14 protein-coding genes and 1 pseudogene are annotated in these 18,734 nt (G+C 64.0%); 9 read left to right on the top strand and 6 right to left on the bottom strand.

All coding sequences use genetic code 11. From position 1 onward, the window contains the following. Window positions 1–284 precede the first annotated feature (284 nt). The 3 genes from nrdE to BBBF_RS08085 form a co-directional block, all read right to left on the bottom strand. Window positions 285–2,480, bottom strand: coding sequence for a class 1b ribonucleoside-diphosphate reductase subunit alpha (gene nrdE / locus BBBF_RS08095; RefSeq protein WP_021648315.1), 2,196 nt, complete (start codon window positions 2,478–2,480; stop codon window positions 285–287). Window positions 2,481–2,530: 50 nt separating this feature from the next. Further along, entirely contained in the window at window positions 2,531–2,953 is a 423-nt protein-coding gene (gene nrdI / locus BBBF_RS08090; RefSeq protein ID WP_179664924.1) for a class Ib ribonucleoside-diphosphate reductase assembly flavoprotein NrdI, read from the bottom strand. 146 nt (window positions 2,954–3,099) lie between these two features. Then, the gene (locus BBBF_RS08085) at window positions 3,100–3,357 is read right to left on the bottom strand and encodes a glutaredoxin family protein (RefSeq protein ID WP_021648317.1); all 258 of its coding nucleotides are present in this window, start codon (window positions 3,355–3,357) and stop codon (window positions 3,100–3,102) included. A 451-nt stretch (window positions 3,358–3,808) separates the two neighbouring features. Here BBBF_RS08085 and BBBF_RS08080 point away from each other — a divergent pair, with 451 nt between their 5' ends. Beyond that, window positions 3,809–4,669 (top strand): aldo/keto reductase, encoded by an 861-nt coding sequence (locus tag BBBF_RS08080; protein ID WP_003814383.1) that lies wholly within the window; start codon window positions 3,809–3,811, stop codon window positions 4,667–4,669. Between the two features lie 220 nt (window positions 4,670–4,889). Here BBBF_RS08080 and BBBF_RS08075 read toward each other — a convergent pair. After that, window positions 4,890–5,956 (bottom strand): annotated as a pseudogene (locus BBBF_RS08075) (IS30 family transposase). A gap of 163 nt (window positions 5,957–6,119) precedes the next feature. Between BBBF_RS08075 and BBBF_RS08070 the strand changes: the two are divergent. The 8 genes from BBBF_RS08070 (at window position 6,120) to BBBF_RS08035 (ending at window position 16,442) form a co-directional block, all read left to right on the top strand. Next, window positions 6,120–7,712, top strand: a complete 1,593-nt coding sequence (locus BBBF_RS08070; protein WP_003819588.1) for a peptidase U32 family protein — start codon at window positions 6,120–6,122, stop codon at window positions 7,710–7,712. 48 nt (window positions 7,713–7,760) lie between these two features. After that, window positions 7,761–8,771: a purine nucleoside phosphorylase YfiH/LACC1 family protein gene (locus tag BBBF_RS08065; RefSeq protein WP_021648322.1), complete on the top strand. Its 1,011-nt coding sequence runs from the start codon at window positions 7,761–7,763 to the stop codon at window positions 8,769–8,771. Between the two features lie 363 nt (window positions 8,772–9,134). Further along, on the top strand, window positions 9,135–9,935 hold the full coding sequence (locus BBBF_RS08060) for an IspD/TarI family cytidylyltransferase (protein ID WP_003816580.1): 801 nt from the start codon (window positions 9,135–9,137) through the stop codon (window positions 9,933–9,935). 33 nt (window positions 9,936–9,968) lie between these two features. Next, window positions 9,969–10,646, top strand: coding sequence for a pyroglutamyl-peptidase I (locus tag BBBF_RS08055; protein WP_003814393.1), 678 nt, complete (start codon window positions 9,969–9,971; stop codon window positions 10,644–10,646). 148 nt (window positions 10,647–10,794) lie between these two features. Then, entirely contained in the window at window positions 10,795–12,261 is a 1,467-nt protein-coding gene (locus tag BBBF_RS08050) for a coiled-coil domain-containing protein (RefSeq protein WP_021648323.1), read from the top strand. A 235-nt stretch (window positions 12,262–12,496) separates the two neighbouring features. Beyond that, a complete protein-coding gene (locus BBBF_RS08045; RefSeq protein ID WP_021648324.1) occupies window positions 12,497–13,852 on the top strand; it encodes a C1 family peptidase in 1,356 nt (451 codons plus the stop codon). 214 nt (window positions 13,853–14,066) lie between these two features. Continuing rightward, the gene (locus tag BBBF_RS08040) at window positions 14,067–15,101 is read left to right on the top strand and encodes a GmrSD restriction endonuclease domain-containing protein (RefSeq protein WP_021648326.1); all 1,035 of its coding nucleotides are present in this window, start codon (window positions 14,067–14,069) and stop codon (window positions 15,099–15,101) included. A gap of 210 nt (window positions 15,102–15,311) precedes the next feature. After that, entirely contained in the window at window positions 15,312–16,442 is a 1,131-nt protein-coding gene (locus BBBF_RS08035; RefSeq protein ID WP_013363897.1) for a 3-deoxy-7-phosphoheptulonate synthase, read from the top strand. 143 nt (window positions 16,443–16,585) lie between these two features. On the opposite strand, the gene BBBF_RS08030 is transcribed toward BBBF_RS08035, so the two are convergent. Both BBBF_RS08030 and BBBF_RS08025 read right to left on the bottom strand, forming a co-directional pair. Beyond that, complete coding sequence (locus tag BBBF_RS08030; RefSeq protein ID WP_033509832.1) at window positions 16,586–17,968, bottom strand: MFS transporter; 1,383 nt, start codon at window positions 17,966–17,968, stop codon at window positions 16,586–16,588. Between the two features lie 121 nt (window positions 17,969–18,089). Continuing rightward, window positions 18,090–18,695, bottom strand: coding sequence for an ArsR/SmtB family transcription factor (locus BBBF_RS08025; RefSeq protein ID WP_003814406.1), 606 nt, complete (start codon window positions 18,693–18,695; stop codon window positions 18,090–18,092). Between the last annotated feature and the right edge of the window lie 39 nt (window positions 18,696–18,734).

The raw sequence follows: 18,734 nt of genomic DNA, 5'->3' as shown, positions 1-18,734 counted from the left end.
TTGTCTGCCTTTCGTTGTTGGGGGTGGTCTGTTACGTTCTTTCGGATGACGTCGATCTCGTCGTCGGCGGGTTTGTCTTCAAACTCCTCCGGCGCGGTCAGACGGAGTATGAGCCGGTAGATCATTGGCGACATGTGGGTTCCTTGAGTTGCGGGCGTGCGCAGGGCTGTGGAGCGGAATTGGTGGATGACGTGTGTGGAGACCGCCGTCTGAGGCCGAAGGCGTACGAAGGTACGTCGAGCGCCGAAGAAAGGCGGTATACGCATACATCATCCACCGATTCCTCAGAGCGTGCAGGAGACGCAGCCTTGCACCTCGGTCCCTTCCAGCGCCTGCTGGCGGATGCGGATGTAGTAGAGGGTCTTGATGCCCTTGCGCCAGGCGTAGATCTGGGCCTTGTTGAGGTCGCGGGTGGTGGCGGTGTCGGGGAAGAACAGCGTGAGCGAGAGTCCCTGGTCCACATGCTGCGTGGCTTCGGCATAGGTGTCGACGATGGCCTTCCAGCCGATTTCGTAGGCGTCCTTGTAGTATTCGAGGTTCTCGTTGGTCATGTAGGCGGCCGGGTAGTAGACGCGCCCGAGCTTGCCTTCCTTGCGGATCTCGATCTTGGAGGCGATCGGGTGGATCGACGAGGTGGAATGGTTGATGTACGAGATCGAGCCGGTGGGCGGCACGGCCTGCAGGTTCTGGTTGTAGATGCCGTCGCGCAGGATGTCGTCGCGCAGCTCGGCCCAGTCGGCCTCGGTCGGGATCGCGACGCCGAAACGCTCGAACAGGGCGCGCACGAGTTCGGTGCGCGGGGCGAGGGAGCGGCGGCCGTCGGTGTACTTGTCGAAATAATTGCCCTCGCCGGCCGGCTTGGCGTACGCCGAATCGGCGAAGCCGCGAAACGCCGTGCCGTGCTCGACGGCCAGCGTGTGCGAGGCGCGGTAGGCGTGGTAGGCGACCGTCATGAAATACATGTCGGTGAAGTCGAGCGCTTCCTCGGAACCATACTGGATGCCCTCGCGGGCGAGGAAACCGTGCAGGTTCATCTGTCCCAGGCCGATCGCGTGCCCTTCATCGTTCGCGCGGCGGATCGAGGGCACCGCGTCGATGCGCGTGTGTTCGGACACCGACGTCAGGGCGCGAATCGCCGTCTCGACGGTGCCGGCCAGGCCCGCGTCCATCGCCTTGGCGATGTTCAGCGAGCCGAGGTTGCAGGACACGTCGCGCCCGACGTGCGAGTAGGTCAGGTCCTCGTTGTAGGAGCTCGCCTCCTGCACCTGCAGGATTTCGGAGCACAGGTTCGACATCGTGATGCGCCCGGCGATCGGGTTCGCGCGGTTCACCGTGTCCTCGAACACGATGTACGGGTAGCCGGATTCGAACTGGATTTCGGCCAGCGTCGTGAAGAACTCGCGCGCGTCGATATAGGTTTTCCTGATGCGGTCGTCGGCCACCATCTCGTCGTAATGCTCGGTGACGGAAATGTCGGCGAACGGCTTGCCGTACACGCGCTCCGCGTCATACGGGCTGAACAGCGCCATCTTGGCCTTCTTCTTGGCCAGCTCGAACGTGACGTCCGGGATTACGACGCCCAACGCCAGTGATTTGATGCGAATCTTCTCGTCGGCGTTCTCGCGCTTCGTGTCGAGGAAGCGCAGGATGTCCGGATGATGCGCATTGAGGTACACCGCGCCGGCACCCTGCCTCGCGCCAAGCTGGTTCGCGTACGAGAACGAGTCCTCCAGCAGCTTCATGACCGGGATCACGCCGCTCGACTGGTTCTCGATGTGCTTGATCGGGGCGCCGAGCTCGCGAAGATTGCTGAGCAGCAGCGCCACGCCGCCGCCGCGCTTCGACAGCTGCAGGGCCGCGTTGATGCCGCGCGAGATCGACTCCATGCTGTCTTCGATGCGCACGAGGAAGCAGCTGACCGCCTCGCCGCGCTGCGCCTTGCCGAGGTTCAGGAACGTCGGCGTGGCCGGCTGGAACGCGCCGGAGAGCATCTCGTCGAGGTATTCGACGGCCCGCTGCTCGTTGCCGGCCGCCAATTCGAGCGCGACCGCCGCGCAACGCTGTGGGAAGTCCTCCAGATACAGTTTGCCGTCGAACGTCTTCAGCGCGTATGACGTGTAGAACTTGAACGCGCCCAGGAACGTGCCGAACTCGAATCCGGAGGATTCGGCGTGCGCGTAGAAGCCGTCCAGGAACTCGGGGGAGTAGCGTTTGAACACCGCCGGGGCGTAATACTGGTGGTCGATCAGGTAGCGCAGGCGCTCGCCGGTGGATTCGAAGCGCTTCGTGTTCGTGGCCACGTGGCCGGTGACGTATTCGCGTTCGGCGGCCTTGTCCTTACCGAACTGGATGCGCCCATCGGCGTCGTACAGGTTCAGCATCGCGTTGAGCGCATGGTAGTCGTGCGCCGGATCGTACTGCTCGACAGTGGTGTCGGTGGTGTTGTCGAGCGGCAGCTCGGTGTCGGTGAAGTCAGTCATGAGTATAGTTTTCCCTTGGAGTAACTGGAATAACGGTGATTGTGGCGCGTTCAGCCGCGGTGGTCCCGGAAGAAACGCGCGAGTCCATCGCGCACCTTGCGCGTGTCTTCTCGCGTGCCCATAAGCTCGAAACGGTAGAGGAACGGCACACGGCATTTCGCGGCGATGATGTCACCTGCCGCGCAGTATGCGGTGCCGAAATTGGTGTTGCCGGACGCGACCACGCCGCGGATCCACGCGCGGTTCGCGGGATTGTTGAGGAAGCGCTTCACTTGCGGCGGCACGGCCTTTTTCGCGTCGCCGCCGCCGTAGGTCGGCACCATCAGCACGTACGGCTCGCGCACGTTGAGCGGCGCCGAGCCCGGCTTGAGGGGGATGCGGTACACGGCGATGCCGATGCCGCTCAGCTGGCAGGATTCGATGAACCGGGCCGTGTTCTCGGAGGCGGAGGAGAAGTACACGACTGCGCCGATGTGCTCGACCGTGTTGCCGGCCGGCTGCTCGGGGGTGCTGGGCGTGGTGCTGTCGGCGGCGGGGATGGCGTGCGCGGCGGTCAGGTCGATCGGGGTGCTGCGCGGATGAGGCTGGGGCGTGCCGGGGGTGGCGGGGGCGCTGCCGTTCATGCGGCCACCGGCGCGGTCTTCTTGGCCAGTTTCTTGGCCAGCTCGCGAATCAGGTCCGGGCGGTAGCCGGTCCAGGATGCATCGGGGGTGATCACGACGGGAGCCTGCTGGAAGCCGGCATGCTGCAGCTGTGCCAGGGTCTCCGGATTCTGCTCCAGGTTCACGGTCTCGAAAATCACGCCCTGCTTGGTGAGCTGGCGCTTGGTGGCGTCGCACTGCGGGCAATACGGTTTGGTGAACACGGTGACGGTCATGTTGCTCCCTTGATGCGCTGGGGTGAACGTGTTGACTCGCTCAGACTACAGCGTTGTAATTTGCAGTCAAGAACCCCTACAAGTCGTGTCGCGCGCAGTGTGTGGTCACTATATGTAGTGTTTCGTTGGGATGATGCCGATTTTGGGCGATGGTGGATTTTTGGTGTCGGTGTGAAATGTGGGGATAGTCACATGAGCGGTCTCCGGGCGGATTTGTAGCAGCGAACGGTTCTCAATAAGAAAGGTGCGAGCCTGCTGTCGGCCGAAATGAACATCAAAATCGGCTGAGCCCTGGAATTCCGGGACTTTGCCTATTTGTGCGATTGTGCGAAATTGTGCGGAATCCTCGCACGTTTCTTATTGAGAACCGTTCGCTGCTACCGGGGTCGTATCCGCCGCGGCCTCGGCGTATTGTGGAGGGCGACACTATATGACCATCAAGGAGATGCACATGGTACTGCACCGCAACCTCGGTCCGTTCGGCACCACCGCCATCGGCCTCGGCGAAATGCCGCTGACCATCGAGAACAACCTCGGCCACGATAAGGGCATCGAGACCATCCACGCCGCACTCGACGCCGGCTGCCGTCACCTCGACACGGCTTGGGCCTACTACTGCTCCGGCGGCGAAGAGCAGACCGGCGAAAAGCTGATCCGCGAGGCCATGGCCTCTTGGAACGGCCCGAAGGATGAGGTCACCATCGCCACCAAGGTCGGTCATTTCCGCAACTTCACCGACGGCCGCCCCACCTGGGACGTGGACGGGCGCCCTGAAAACCTGATCAAGCGCGGCAAGGAGAGCGCGCTCGCGCTCGGCGTCGACACGATTGACCTGCTCTACTTCCATCGCCCCGACCCGAAGGTGCCGTACAACGAGTCCGTCGAAGCCATCAAGCAGCTGGTGGACGAGGGCGTGGCGCAGGAGGCCGGCATCTCCAACGCTTCCATCGAGCAGATCGACATCGCGCGCGGCATCCTCGGCGACAAGCTCATCGCCGTGCAGAACCAGTACTCGCCGATCTACCTCGACACCGCCGATACGCTGGAATACACGGCGAAAGTCGGTCTGAACTTCGTGTGCTGGAGCCCGCTGGGCGGCTTCCGCAAGCCCAAGGACGAAACCAAGTTCGACCCGTTCCGCGAGATCGCGGCGGCTCGTGGCGTCTCCTACCAGCAGGTCGTGCTCGCGTGGGAGCTCGCCAAGGGCGACCATGTCTTCGTCATCCCCGGCGCCCACCGCCCCGAGACCATCCTCGACAGCCTGCATGCCGGCGATTTGGAGCTCACCCCCGACGAGCTTGTGAGGCTTTAAGGCGACAGGCTCTCAAAACTCGCAGATACACCGGTGGAATAGCGGTTTTCCTTGTCTATCCGCGAGTTTTGAGAGCCTGCTTTTGTAGTCTCACTGGAGTCTTGCGACTCCAGGGCATGGCCACCCCAGTCATGCGTTGCATGAGGTGGATTCTAGTGGTGGTTGCAGCGCCTGAGGTTTGAGCGGCCTTCCATGGCCACGTTGTCGGTTGTTGAGGCTATCACGCGGCGTCGAGTAGTTCGATGATCTTCTCGCTTGGTTTCATGAAGCCGAGGGTCTTGCGTGGCCGGTCGTTGAGTTCCTCGGCGACCGCGTCGAGGTAGTCCTCCGGGTGGACGGATAGGTCGGTGCCTTTGGGGAAGTACCGGCGCGGCAGTCCGTTGGTGTTCTCGTTCGACCCGCGCCGCCACGGGCTGTGCGGGTCGCAGAAGTAGACCTGCATGTCCGGCGCGGTGGTGATGCGCTTGTGCAGGGCGAGCTCGGCTCCCTGGTCCCAGGTCAGCGAATTGCGCGGGAGTTCGGGCAGCGAGGCCATTTTGTCGATGATGGCCCGCTGGACGTGTTCGGCGTCGTGCCCGTCGGGCAGGTGCAGCAGGATCGTGAACCTGGTGGTGCGCTCGACGAGCGTGCCGATCGCGCTTTTGTTGCGGCTGCCGGTGATGAGATCGCCCTCCCAGTGGCCGGGGACCGCCCGGTCCTCCGCCTCGGCCGGTTGGATATCTGCTCCGGGCTCCAATGCCTGCGCAACCCGGCCGGTATCTCCGCCCACAACGGCGTGCCGTCGGCCGCCTTGCGCGGTCTGGGGCGTTTGAGCCGGCCGGCCGCCTTCTGCTGGGCGCGGCAGGGCTCGCAGTCGCCGGTCCCGGGGTTCCTGTTGCGCTCGACCTCGCGGCTGACCGCGCCGGGGTCGCGTCCCGACAGCCGGGCGATGGCGCGGATCGAATCGCCCGGGCGCAGCCGGTCGGCGATCGGGATGCGCTCCTCCTGATTGAGGTAGCGCGCGTGGATCCGTTTGGGTTTGTCCATGGTGGAACGATACCAGTCCATGCTTGCCTTTTTGTTCCTCCCGGTGGCGCGGGTGCGCCCGTTGCGCCATACCTTGCCGTTGCGCTTGGAGACCCCGACCGCATGGGCGGCTTGGGTGAAGTTCATGCCCTCCTCGTCCGGCAGACGCACGTACTCCTCGCGCCTCGCCTCGCACATCAGCTTCCTCGTCGGATATTCGACGCCGTTGAACGCCCAACGGCGTTCCCCGCCACGGTCTTCGTTTCGGTGGCTCCCGGTCACCTGACCCTCCTTGCGGTAGGTCAGGTGTTGCAACGATCACTAGAACTCGCCGAGCGGATTTTGTTAAGGGGGGGGGGTGTACTTGACGCCTGATGTCAGAGGCGCGACATTGGCACCAGATTCCATGCACTACACTGGTGGGGTGCTTGAATCTCAACAACGAATGGCCCGGCGTAAGCCGGAAGTGCTGGCTCCGGCGGGCAACCTGCGCGGGCTGAAGGCTGCGGTCGATTACGGGGCCGACGCCGTATATTGCGGCGGCAAGGCGTTCGGCATGAGAAGTGCTCCGAAGAACCTGAGCCTGGAGGACTTCGAAGAGGGCGCCCGCTACGCCCATGCGCGGGGCGCCCGCGTATATGTGACCTGCAATGTGTTGCCGCGCAACAACGAGGTCAGGGCCATCCAGGAATACATCAGCCAGCTGGCCGGCACCGGTGTGGATGCGCTGATCGTCACCGACATCGGCGTGCTCATGACCGCGCATAGCGTCGCCCCCGAGCTGGAACTGCACGTCTCCACGCAGGCGGGCGTCACGAACTACGGTGCCGCCAACGCGCTGTACGACCTCGGCGCCAGACGCGTCGTGCTCGCCCGCGAGATGGATCTGCAGGCCGTGCGAGACATCCGCGCCAACATTCCCGACGACATGGATGTCGAATGCTTCGTGCACGGGTCGATGTGCATGGCGTTCTCCGGACGCTGCCTGATCTCCAACTATCTGACCGGTCGCGACGGCAACCACGGCGAATGCGCGCAGCCGTGCCGCTGGAAGTACTCGCTGGTCGAGGAGAAGCGTCCCGGCCAGTACTTCCCGGTCGAGGAGACCAAAGAGGGCACGTACCTGTTCAACTCGCAGGACATGTGCATGATGGAGCACCTGGATGACCTGATCGACTCCGGCGCCACCAGCCTCAAGATCGAGGGCCGGGCCAAAAGCGCGTACTACATCGCCGCGATGACCAACGCCTACAAGACCGCCGTCAACGAATACATGGTGCAGCGCGGTTTCGAGGCCGCGGACGGCAACACGCTGCGCCCGTTCCACGACCGCGTGATTCGCACCGACGCGCCCGCCCCCGTCTGGCTGAACGATGACCCGTACGCGGCGGAACTGTCCGGTGCCGATCTCACGGACCACATCATGGAACAGGCCGACGTCGCCTTCGCCGGCGTCCCCGGCGACGACGGCGTCCTGGAAGTCGGCCAGAGCCCCACCGCCCCAGACCGTATCTCCGATCTTGAACAACAGGCCCGCAGCACGCGCCGCAAATCGAACACGCGCGACGAGTCCCCGATCGACACGAACGGCTGGCAGCATGCGGCCGTCGCGCCCGCGCCGCCCGTCACACTGCCCGAATGGTTGAAAGAGGAACCCTACAAGGTCGCTCACCGCGAATACTCCACCGGCTTCTACTACCCGGACCGCAAGGTCACCGAGAACACCAACCGCAGCGGCTACTTCCGCTCATGGCTGGTCGTCGGCGAAGTGCTGTCGTGGAGCCCGGACGAAGGCGGTCGCGTCACGCTGATGAGCCGCAACAAGATCGAACCCGGCCAGGAGATCGAATTCCTGCTGCCGGGCGATGCGCCGCTCATCTACACCGTGCCCGAAAACGGCCTTCGCGACGCCGACGGCAACTGGGTGCAAGCCATCAACAATCCGGCGCACGTGTTCTCCATGCCGTGCCCGCATGAGGTGCCGGTCAACGCCGCGATCCGCTCCCGCACCAAGCACCCCACCCTCAAAGCCGCCTGACGCCAATCGCCGAGCCGAAGAGCATGCAATCACATAGGATAAGGAATCATGAGCGATACGCAGTTTGATGATGAGATTCTGGACAGCAACGCCATCAGCCCCACCGACGAGGAGGGCAACCCGGTTCCAGTGACGATCCCGATCGCGCTGGCGCCTGGTGTCACTGTCGTCTACACCACGCGCCTGGGCGGGGTGAGCCACGGCGATTTCGGCGATTGCAATCTCGGCGGCAAGGGCGGCGACGACCTGCAGGCGATTCTCGCCAATCGCGTGTCGCTCGCGAAATCCGTCGGCTGCGGGCTCTCGCTGGTCAGTCAGGTGCATTCCGGGCGTGCGGTGGACGTGGATGCATCATGGCATCTGAACACCCCGTTCGGCTTCGATGTGTCCGGCACGCCCGGTGAGGTGACCGCCGACGGCGAGGCGCAGGCCGCGACCGTCGTGGAGGCGGACGGGCAAGTCACGTATCGCGCGGGTGTGGCGCTGGGCATGTTCGCTGCGGATTGCCTGCCGGTGCTGATGGCCGACGCCCAGGCCGGCGTGATCGGCGCCGCTCACTGCGGGCGCAAGGGCCTGCAGCGCGGCATCATCGGTGCCACGATTGATGCGATGGTGGCCAAGGGCGCTGCGCCGGAGCGCATCGCGGCCACGCTCGGACCGTGCATCTGCGGCGACTGCTACGAGGTCGGCGACGCCATCGCCGGCGAGTTCGACGCGCAATTCCCCGGTACGTTCACTCTGACGCGATTCGGAGGCCCCGGCATCGACATCGCCAAGGCCGCCCGCATGGAGCTTGCCAAGGCGGGTGTTCCCGCCGACAGCATCGTCGATTCGCGCCCGCGCGTCAACGCCGCCTCCCAATACCTGTATGAAGACGAAGAGCTTGCCTCGCTGTGTGCCGCCGACGGCGAAGGCGAGCCTGCGCTCGCCGACCGCTGGAGCACCGTGCGCCACAGCATGTGCACGCTGGAGAACCCGCTGTGGTACTCCCACCGCCGCGCCTCGCTCGCCGGCAAGGCGCACGAGGGACGCCTGCTCGCCCTGATCATGCGCGGCTGACCCCGATTTGCCTCGGTTGTGACGAATCGGGCCGCTATCTTCGTTTCGTGAGGTTGATTCCACCGGTCGGGAACATCTATCTTCGTTTCGTGAGGTTGATGGCCAAGTAGCCCAAGGCCCTAAACCGCATGATTCCAATGGCGTTTGGCGCTTAATACTCGCGGTATCGTGTTTTGGCAACCCCTTGAAACGCAGATAGATGTTCGGCCGAGCCGAAATCAACCCCTCGAAAGCGAGATAGCCCGTTGCGGCGGGGCCGACACCGGTGTCGGCGGCCTGTTCGTCGTCGAATCAGAAAAAATTCCGTGCAGAAGAGTGTGGCTTCCGTCACACCCGGGCAGGGCGGGTCATACGGTGGGCGGTATGACTCAGAGAGATGACAGAGAACCCGAAGCACCGGTCGTCGCCGTGGTATTGGCCGCCGGCTTCGGCACGCGCTTCGATCCGGACAACCCCAAGCAGCTGGTGAGCGTCGACGACAAGCCGATCGTCTGCTGGTCCATCGAGGCGTTCGAGCAGAACCCGCATGTCACCGACACCATCGTCGTCGTCAACCCGCAGGTGCGCGATGAAGTGGAACGCCTGGTCGATGAGGCCGGCTACCCGAAGGTGCGCATGATCATTGACGGCGGCGCCGAACGCGCCGACAGCACTGCGGCGGCTCTGCAGGCGCTGGGGGCAGCTGGCATCCCGCCCCGCGCGAAACTGCTGATCCACGACGCGGTGCGCCCGTTTGTCGAGCAGTCCTCGATCGACGGATGCGTCACCGCGCTGGACGAGTTCGAGGCAGCCACGGTCGCATTCGCCTCCACCGACACGATGCTGCTCACCGAGGATCTGGGCGACCGCAAGGTCGTGCGCTCCGTCCCGGACCGCGCGAACATGTTCCGGGCGCAGACTCCGCAGGCATTCCGGTTCGAGACCATCCGCCGCGCATACGAGCTAGCCTCGCGCGACCCCGATTTCCATCCGACCGATGATACGCGCGTGGTCGTCGACTACCTGCCCGACGTCCCGGTCGCCATCGTGGCCGGCTCCCGGACCAACATGAAGATCACCACGCGCGACGACCTGCCCCAGGCCGAGCAGATCTCGCTGGAGATCCGCAAGCGTCTCGCACGCGAACGGATGCATCAGGTGTTCGCCCAGGTCCGCGAGCAATAGCAGCGGCAGGCGTTCGCGGGGTACACTGGCATCATGCAGCAGCTCAATGTCGTGATTTGTGGGTTCGACCACTACGAGAACATCGACGTCAACCCGTCGTACGAAGTGCCCGAGGCGCTCGTCCGCGACGGCATCGGGGAGCCGTCCGACGTGGACGATCCGCTGCATGACGCCAACGTGTCCATCAACACCGTGGCGCTCCCGGTCAGCTTCGCCAACGCTTGGCCCACGTTGCTGGAGACCTTGGACGCGACCCGGCCGGACATCGTGATCGCGACCGGTCTCAAGCATGCGGCGCACAGCGTGGCGATGGAACGCTGCGCCACGAACCTGATGAACGCTGCCCGCCCTGACGCCGACAACGCGCTGCCGCGGTTCGAGCCGATCATCAAGGACGGCCCGGCCGCATATTGGACCCGTTTGCCGTTGCGGGCCATCATCAACGATTTCGCGCGCGACGGCATACCCGCCACGCTCAGTTCCGACGCGGGCACGTTCGTATGCAATTCGCTGTTCTACCAGCTGCTGCACTGGACGGCGACACAGGATCGTGTGCTGGCCGGCTTCGTCAGCTTCCCTCCGATCAATGGCGGCAGCAGGCTGCAGAACGGCCTGGATCTGCGCCAGCAGGTGCGTGCCGGGCGCGATGTGGTGCGCGAGACGGTCCGTTATTATCTGCAGCCGTCGTCCGGGGATATTCTCATCGCCTGACGTTTTGCTGGGATGCAGCTGGTTTCTTGCTGGCATGTGTGTACGTTCGCGTATGGTTCGTCGCGTTTCTGGCGTGGGCTTGACGCCATGCGGTACAGTCGTGTGTGGTTGTGCTAACGAGCAGGTGTAATGGCGAAAGGAACCGAACATGGCGGACCAGTTCCCGATTGTGATACGTGGATACGATAAGGAGCAGGTGGACCGGGCGTTTGCCAGCGCGCAGCAGACGCTGGCCGCGTTGCGTGCGCAGATCAAGCAGGACGGGGATCGTCTGCTGCAGTTGCAGGCGAAGCTGCAGGAGGAGCGCAACCGTCAGTCGTCCAAGAACCACACGTTCGCCTCGTTGGGCGCCAACGCCCAGCAGATGCTTGCCTCCGCGGAGCAGACCAGCACCGAGCTGTTGGAGCGTGCCAAGCAGGATGCCGCCTCGACTCGCGCGTCCGCCAAGGCTCAGGCGGAGACGCTGATCAACAATGCGAAGCTGGATGCGCAGCATCTTCTCGATGACGCTCAGGCCAAGGCCGATACGATTACCGGCAACGCCACCAATCAGGCGCAGACCATTACGACCAGCGCGCAGCAGGACGCCGCCCAGCTGCGCGCCGAAACGGCGAAGATCGTGACCGAGCAGCGTCAGTCCGTCGATCTCGAACTCACCAATTCGCGCGAGGAGCATGAAAAGCGCATGGCGTCGGAGCGCGCCAAGCAGGAGCGCGAGATCGCCGAGATGCAGGCGAAGGCGACCCAGCAGATCGCCTCGCAGCGCAGGAGCGCGAACGAGGAGATTGCCAAGCTCAAGTCCGAGTCCAACGACCAGATTCAGGCGGCGCTCGCGGAGGCGAACAAGAAACTGTCCGACGTGCGCGAGCAGGTGTCCAAGATGATGGCCGACGCGCAGCGCAGGGCGGGCGAGATTATCGATGCGGCCAAGGCGAAGGCGCAGGAGATTCGCGACGACGCCGAGGTCCGCCACACGCAGACGATGAGCCAGGTCAACGCCGAGGTCGAGCAGATTCGCACTGACATCGCCGCCCAGCAGGACGAAGCGACCAAGAAGGTGAGCGAGCTGCTCGAAAACCTCGAAGAGCGTCGCGTGGCCGCCAAGAAGGAATCCGACGAGCTGATCGGCCAGGCGAAGACCGTGCGCGAGGATGCCGACACGTATGCGGCGAGCAAGCGCAAGGAGGCCGACGATCAGGCCGCGCAGATCCTGGAAAAGGCCGGCGAGGATGCGGCGTCGCAGATCGAGGATCGCCGCAAGGCCGCGCAGGTCGAGCTGGAGGATCTTCAGGGGCGCATCGCCGAGCTGCAATCGCGTGAGGCGGCCATCACGCAGCGCGTGTCCGAGCTGCGTTCGATGTTTACCAAGGCGTTCAGCGGATTCGGGTTCATGAACGAGCAGGGGGCGGAGCGGCCTGGCGCCGCGTCGCATCAGGGAGCGCCCGATGTGCCGCTGTACAATGCCGCCGCGCAGGATGAGCCGGCACCGGCGTATGAGTCGCATGCCGTCGCGGAGCATGACGACAATCAGGATGCGGAAGCGGTCGCCGCCGAGCCGGTCGCCGAGCATGTGGCCGAGCACACCGAGGCCGGCGAGGCCGAAACCGCCGAATAGCAGTCGGCCGGGATTCCGAAGCGTCGGATGCCGGGCTTCGCCGTCCGGCCCGCAGGCGGCTGTAGAAGTCGCCGAGCTCCTGCCGAATCAAGGTATTGAACCGGTTCGATGGCGGGAATCCGCTGTCGCCGCTACACTCATTAGAGACCCGTCGTGGCATCCGGTCAAACGCTGGATGCCACGTTTCATTGCGGCCACAAAACCGGCCGCGCACGTCCCAAGTCAAAGGAGCAGCATGACCGAGAACACGTCATCGTCTGAAATCACACCGCTGTCCGGCGAGCAGCTGAACGATCTGGTCACATCATTCGATGCCAGCCAGTCCAACCGTCTGGCCATGAACGCCGTCACCGCCGCCGGTATCGACAAGGTCGCGCTGAACTATGACCGTTCCCGTCTGCTGCAGCGCCGCTTCTCCGTCACCGTCGACAACGGCGAGGTCACCCATCAGGACCGTTCCGGTCGCTGCTGGCTGTTCAGCTCGCTGAATGTGGCCCGTTTCGTCGCCAAGAAGAACCTCGGCGTCAAGGAGTTCGAGTTCTCCCAGAACTACGCGATGTACTTCGACAAGCTGGAGCGTGTCAACTACTTCCTGCAGGACGTCGCCGCGCTGGTTCGTGCCGGAGAGCCGTCCGACTCGCGCCTGATCCAGCACCTGCTCGCCGACGTGATGGGTGACGGAGGCCAGTGGACGATGGCGCTGAACGTGTACAAGAAGTACGGTGCCGTGCCGAAGGACCTGTTCCCGGAGACCGAATCCTCGAAGAACACGGGCGCTATGAACACGCAGCTGCGCCACCTGCTGCACACTGCCGTGGCGCACATGTACTCCGACCCCGCGTCGATCGACGACGAGGTCGCCAAGACCGTCGCCGCCGGCCACCGCATCCTGACGATTCACCTGGGCGAGCCGCCGAAGAGCTTCGACTGGGAGTGGACCGACTCCGAGGGCATGTTCCACCGCGACGGCGAAATCACGCCCGTCGAGTTCTGGAAGAAGTACGTGGGCACCGCCGACCTTGAGGATTACGTGTGCCTCGTGGACGATCCGCGCCGCGAGCACGCCAAGGGCAAGAAGATCGGCATCGAGCACCTGGGCAACGTGGCCGGCGGCAACCCGACCGAGTACCTGAACGTGCCGAACCAGTTCATGAAGGATTGCGTGCGCGCGATCCTGACCGAAAAGGGCATCCCGGTGTGGTTCGGCGCGGACTGCGGTCCGTTCATGGATCGCGAGCGCGGCGCGTGGGCGACTGACCTGTTCGAGTACGGCAGCGTCTACGATGTGGACTTCGACATGGACAAGGAGTCGCGCGTACGCTTCGGCGACTCCGCGATGAACCATGCGATGGCGTTCGTCGGCGTGGACGTGGCCGATGACGGCACCACGACCCGTCGCTGGCGCGTGGAGAACTCCTGGGGCGACAAGATTGCCGACAAGGGCTACTTCACGATGAGCGACGACTGGTTCACCGAGTACGTGTACGAGGTGGCCGTGCCCAAGGCGATGCTCCCGGCCGAGTATCAGGCCGCGCTCGCCGAGCCCGCCACCATGCTCCCCGCATGGGATCCGATGGGTGCGCTGGCCTGAGCGAGGTATCGGCCCGTGCGTCGAGCACGAGACTGAATGACCGATTTCGTCGATTCCCCGTGTCGGATGGACATTTTACGAAAGGAATGTGCCGTTCGATGTGGGGAATCGTCATTGGCGGCGGTCTTCCGCTATTGTTGGATGACAATGATGTTTCTAGCCAGAGGACCGCGCATCGGTTGCGGCATAGCGGAATAAGCCCAGAGAAAGCTGCATGATGAAGAAAGCGTTGGTCGGAAGCCGCACATCATTCAATACATTCAATCGAATACTGACGTGTCTTATCCCGATCGCGTTCGTGTTGACCGTCGGCGCATGCGGAACTCCCGGCTCCGATGCGGGGTCGGCTGAGCGTCAGTCGTCCGGACAATCCGAATCGGCTGAGTCGTCCGAACCGTCAAGCTCGGCTTCCGCGTCCGGCGGACAGCTCGCCACGAGCGTGCTGGAGACGTTGCCGGTCAAGGGACGTGCACCGAAAACCGGTTATTCGCGCGACCAGTTCGGCGCGGCATGGGCCGACGTCGACCACAACGGGTGCGACACGCGCAACGACATCCTCAACCGTGACCTCACCAACAAGACTCACAAGGCCGGTACGCACAATTGCGTGGTGACCAGCGGTCGGCTCGTCGACCCGTACACCGCCGCGGTGATTGATTTCGTGCGCGGGCAAAGCACCTCGGCGGCCGTGCAGATCGATCATGTGGTGGCGCTGTCGGACGCATGGCAGAAGGGCGCGCAGCAGCTGATCGCCGACCGGCGCAAGCAGCTGGCGAATGACCCGTACAACCTGCTCGCGGTGGACGGCCCGTCGAACCAGCGCAAGTCCGACGGCGACGCGGCGACCTGGCTGCCCGCCAACAAATCGTTCCGCTGCTCATACGTGGCTCGGCAGATCGGCGTGAAGGCGAAGTACTCGCTGTGGGTGACGCAGGCCGAGCATGATGCGATGTCGCGCGTGCTGTCGTCCTGCCCGGCCCAGACCGTTCCGACCGGCGACGGCGCGGAATCAGTGGCGCCGCAGGAGGACGTGTCGCAAGGCAGCTCATCGCAGGACGGTTCATCGGGCGAACAGTCCGAGTCGGGCACGGTGGTGGAGCCGGCCGCTCCGTCTGACGGCGACAGTTCCGATGTCTACTACAAGAACTGCGCCGCGGTGCGTGCAGCCGGCAAAGCGCCGCTATACAAAGGGCAGCCCGGCTACTCGACCAAACTCGATCGCGACGGCGACGGCGTCGCCTGCGAATAGCGCCCCATCTCCATCCCGCGAAAGTCCCATCCGCAGCCGCCGGAATGGGACTTTCGCCGGGTGACGGTTTCGCGGCTCCGCCGTGCCCGCATTGCAGCCGTTGTTTTCCGTATTCCGACGGCACCTACTATTGTGTGTTCGGTATTGGTATGCGACGTGAGGGCGCGGGTCGAAAGACGCCGGCCTGCGGTGCGGAAGGAGAGCAGAGCGATGGCAGGGCTTCGTGGTCCGGACAGTTCCGAGGACGAGCGGCATTTGGGCGGGAATGCCGTGTTCCCTGAAACGGTGGACGTGAACATTCGCCAGCTCGACCCGATTCCGGCACCGCGGTATTTTCTCAGGGAACTGCCGCTCACCGATGATATGAGCGACCTGGTGCTGCAATCGCGTCAGCAGATCCGCGACATCCTGCACGGTCGCGATGATCGTCTGCTGGTCATCGTCGGCCCGTGCTCGATTCACGATCCGAAAGCGGCGCACGAGTACGCGCAGCGTCTTGCGGCGCTCAAGGGCGAGCTTGAGGACCGACTGATGATCGTGATGCGCGTGTATTTCGAGAAGCCGCGCACGACGATCGGCTGGAAGGGTCTGATCAACGACCCGGATCTGGATGGCCGCTTCGATATCCGCAAGGGCATGTGGCTGGCGCGCAAGGTGCTGACCGACGTGCTTGGCCTGGGGCTGCCGACGGCGACCGAATGGCTGGATCCGATTACGCCGCAGTACATCTGCGATCTGATCAGTTGGGGGGCGATCGGCGCGCGCAACACGGAGTCGCAGGTGCATCGTGAGCTGGCGAGCGGCATGTCGATGCCGATCGGCTTCAAGAACGCGACCGACGGTTCGATCAAGCCGGCCGCCGACTCGTGTTTCGCGGCCGGGTTCGAGCACCATTTCCTGTCGATCAACCTGGATGGCCGCGTGATCTCCGCCGAAACGAAGGGCAACCCGGACTGCCATCTGATCCTGCGTGGGTCGAACACCGGCCCGAACTACGATGCGGCTTCCGTGGCGGCCGCGCTTGAGGCGTTGCGCGCGTCGAAGGCGAGCGGTCCGAGCGAACGCGGTCTGGTCATCGATGCGGCGCACGGCAATTGCGGCAAGGATGAGAACGTCGAGGCCGAGGTCATTGAGAACATCGCCTCGCGTATCGCCGATGGAGAGCCGGGCATCCTCGGCGTCATGATGGAGAGCTTCCTCAAGGGCGGGCATCAGAAACCGGCACCGCTCGACCAGCTGGTGTATGGCCAGTCGGTCACCGACTCCTGCGTGCCGTGGGAGCGCACCGAGGAGCTGCTGCACACGCTCGCCGACGCCATCGACGCGCGTCGCGCGCTCTGATCCGGTGCCCGGCCTAGGCCGCTAGGTGGGGCATGCCACAATACATGGCTGTTAGCATATACGTAGGTTCGGCGTGGCCTTGTCTGTTCGAGAGGCCGCGCCGAACCGTTTTTTTGCATTGGCGCTGCTTCAGTGATGCATCGTCACAGCGACGCGTCGTCCCAGTGGTCGGCGGCGGGGAGCGAGCGGATCGACGGCATCAGCAGCGCGATGACCACATTGACCGCAAGCACGGCCAGGAACAGGCCAATCGTGGCGCCGAACCCGATGCGTGGCAGCAGGGAGCCGGCGAGCGCTGAGCAGAACAGCGTGGGTATCATCGACAGCATGCCGCTCGCCGACTCGACACGTCCCTGCATCTCGCTCGGCACTTTGGCAAACACGAATCCCATCAGCAGCGAGTTGATGGTGGGGATGGGCAGCCCGACGATCAGCGATGACGCCAGTATCACCAGGTAATCGTTGCTGAACAGCATCGGCAGCAATGTCAGCAGCGACGTCACCGACAGGACGACCAGACCGGTGCCCATGTGCACTCGCTCGCATACCCGTGCGGCGATCACCGCGCCGATCAGCATGCCGACTCCCATGACGGTGTTGACGAAACCGAGTCGCACGGAGTCCACGTGGGTGCTCACCAGTTGCAGGTTCACCGCGGCGAACACGCCGTTGAGCCCGAAATTCACCAGCGCGGCGATTACGCAGATCGCCAGCAGCGTGTGCCTGCGCAGCGTCCAGCGCCATCCTTCGATGAAATCCTCGAAGAACGAGGTGTGCGCCGACTCTGCTGTCGCATCGGCGTCGGGCGCGACGGCGGCATCGGACGTGCAGTCCGCTTGCGACGCGGTGTCGGGGCGCTTGCTCTTGCGATCTGTCGTCACCATGTCGCGGACATGTTCGTCGACGCGCAGCTGGGCGGCACTGACACCGCTGATCGCGTACATCAGCGAGGCGACCGCGAACGGCAGCCACGGCGCGACCGCGTACAGCACACCGCCGAGCGGGGATCCCGCGATGCTGACCACGGAATCGCGCCCCTGATTGAGGCTTTGCGCCTTCGGATATTCGCGGGTCGGTATGATCGTGCGCAGCATCGCGTTGGTCGCGTTGGCGAGTAGTCCGTTGACCGCTGACGCCGCGACCGTCACGATGGCGAATATCGGGAATGCGATCGCATGCAGGGCGATCAGCACGAACACCGTTCCCCACAGCAGCGTGCCGAACACGGCGTTGGCGATGATGAGCCCTTTGCGGTTGTGCCGGTCCACGACCGTGCCGCCGAACACGTCGCTGACATGCGTGGCAATTTGGCTGAACGTGGCGAGCCATCCGGCGAGCACCACCGATTGGGTGAGCGAGAAGGCGATCAGCGAGATCGCGAAGCCTCTCATCGCGGCTCCGATCGTCGAGGCGGTGTCTGCAGTGAACCATTGACGATATGTGGGGTTGCCCCACAGCGATTCACTGCGTTGCGGGGAAGTGCGTTCGCGGTGTGGCGCGGTTTGCGCCTGCGATGATTCGGGCATGATGTTTCCTTTGAATAAGTTGAGGGGTGTTGTGCGTCGAGGGGTGAAATTGCGTATGCTTGCGCTCGCCCATTGCATTGTGGGCGCAGGGCGTGGGGTGAGAGGGTATGTCAGGCCGCCGTTATGGCAGCCATCTGAAGGCGTCGATGTTGAGCATGACGGGTTGCGAGCCGTCCCCTTCCTCGTGTGCGAGGTCGCGTGATGTCCATGTGTTGAAGAGCTCGCGCAACTCCTGTGACATGCGCGCGTATTCCTCGCTTGTCAGCCGCAGCACGCTGCTGCTCGTCACCGTTGGGTCCGTCCACTGTTTGGGCAGGTTGTCAGAGGCCGACCTGTATCGCTGCCATGCCTCTTGCCGAAGCGTGGAGCTGACCTGATCCATTGTCGTCGCCATTGCCGAATCGACGGCCGCGTCCGCGTTGATTTCCAGTCTGCGTTGGGCGGCCAGCCAGCAGCTTCTGCGGTTGTCTCCGTCGGGTGATGGCGTTTGCGTGACGAATCCGGCCTTTTCGAGCTGTTTCAGGTGATAGCTGACCGTTCCGGCCGATTCTCCGAGCTGTTCGGCGATCTGGCCGACCGTGACGGGTTCGGTGTCGCTCATCACGGTCAGTATGCGCAGTCGTGTGGGGTGCGACAGCGCCTTCAGGCGGTTCGTGTCGGTGACTGTCGCGGGGTTGTCGCGGCGGGGCGGCGTCTGCGGTTGCGCCGTGTCGGAAGCCTGTGCCATGTCCGTTCCTTCCGTGCCTCATGACACCTGTCGCGTGTG

Source organism: Bifidobacterium bifidum ATCC 29521 = JCM 1255 = DSM 20456 (assembly GCF_001025135.1).
GTDB lineage: Bacteria > Actinomycetota > Actinomycetes > Actinomycetales > Bifidobacteriaceae > Bifidobacterium > Bifidobacterium bifidum.
The sequence above is the reverse complement of the archived record's forward strand: the minus strand, read 5'-3'. Positions and strand labels throughout refer to the sequence as shown.

Coding starts and splice junctions, on each gene's coding strand:
- nrdE (WP_021648315.1), bottom strand. CDS start 2,480: ATGACTGACTTCACCGACACCGAGCTGCCGCTCGACAACACCACCGAC.
- BBBF_RS08085 (WP_021648317.1), bottom strand. CDS start 3,357: ATGACCGTCACCGTGTTCACCAAACCGTATTGCCCGCAGTGCGACGCC.
- BBBF_RS08080 (WP_003814383.1), top strand. CDS start 3,809: ATGGTACTGCACCGCAACCTCGGTCCGTTCGGCACCACCGCCATCGGC.
- BBBF_RS08070 (WP_003819588.1), top strand. CDS start 6,120: ATGGCCCGGCGTAAGCCGGAAGTGCTGGCTCCGGCGGGCAACCTGCGC.
- BBBF_RS08065 (WP_021648322.1), top strand. CDS start 7,761: ATGAGCGATACGCAGTTTGATGATGAGATTCTGGACAGCAACGCCATC.
- BBBF_RS08060 (WP_003816580.1), top strand. CDS start 9,135: ATGACTCAGAGAGATGACAGAGAACCCGAAGCACCGGTCGTCGCCGTG.
- BBBF_RS08055 (WP_003814393.1), top strand. CDS start 9,969: ATGCAGCAGCTCAATGTCGTGATTTGTGGGTTCGACCACTACGAGAAC.
- BBBF_RS08050 (WP_021648323.1), top strand. CDS start 10,795: ATGGCGGACCAGTTCCCGATTGTGATACGTGGATACGATAAGGAGCAG.
- BBBF_RS08045 (WP_021648324.1), top strand. CDS start 12,497: ATGACCGAGAACACGTCATCGTCTGAAATCACACCGCTGTCCGGCGAG.
- BBBF_RS08040 (WP_021648326.1), top strand. CDS start 14,067: ATGATGAAGAAAGCGTTGGTCGGAAGCCGCACATCATTCAATACATTC.
- BBBF_RS08035 (WP_013363897.1), top strand. CDS start 15,312: ATGGCAGGGCTTCGTGGTCCGGACAGTTCCGAGGACGAGCGGCATTTG.
- BBBF_RS08030 (WP_033509832.1), bottom strand. CDS start 17,968: ATGCCCGAATCATCGCAGGCGCAAACCGCGCCACACCGCGAACGCACT.
- BBBF_RS08025 (WP_003814406.1), bottom strand. CDS start 18,695: ATGGCACAGGCTTCCGACACGGCGCAACCGCAGACGCCGCCCCGCCGC.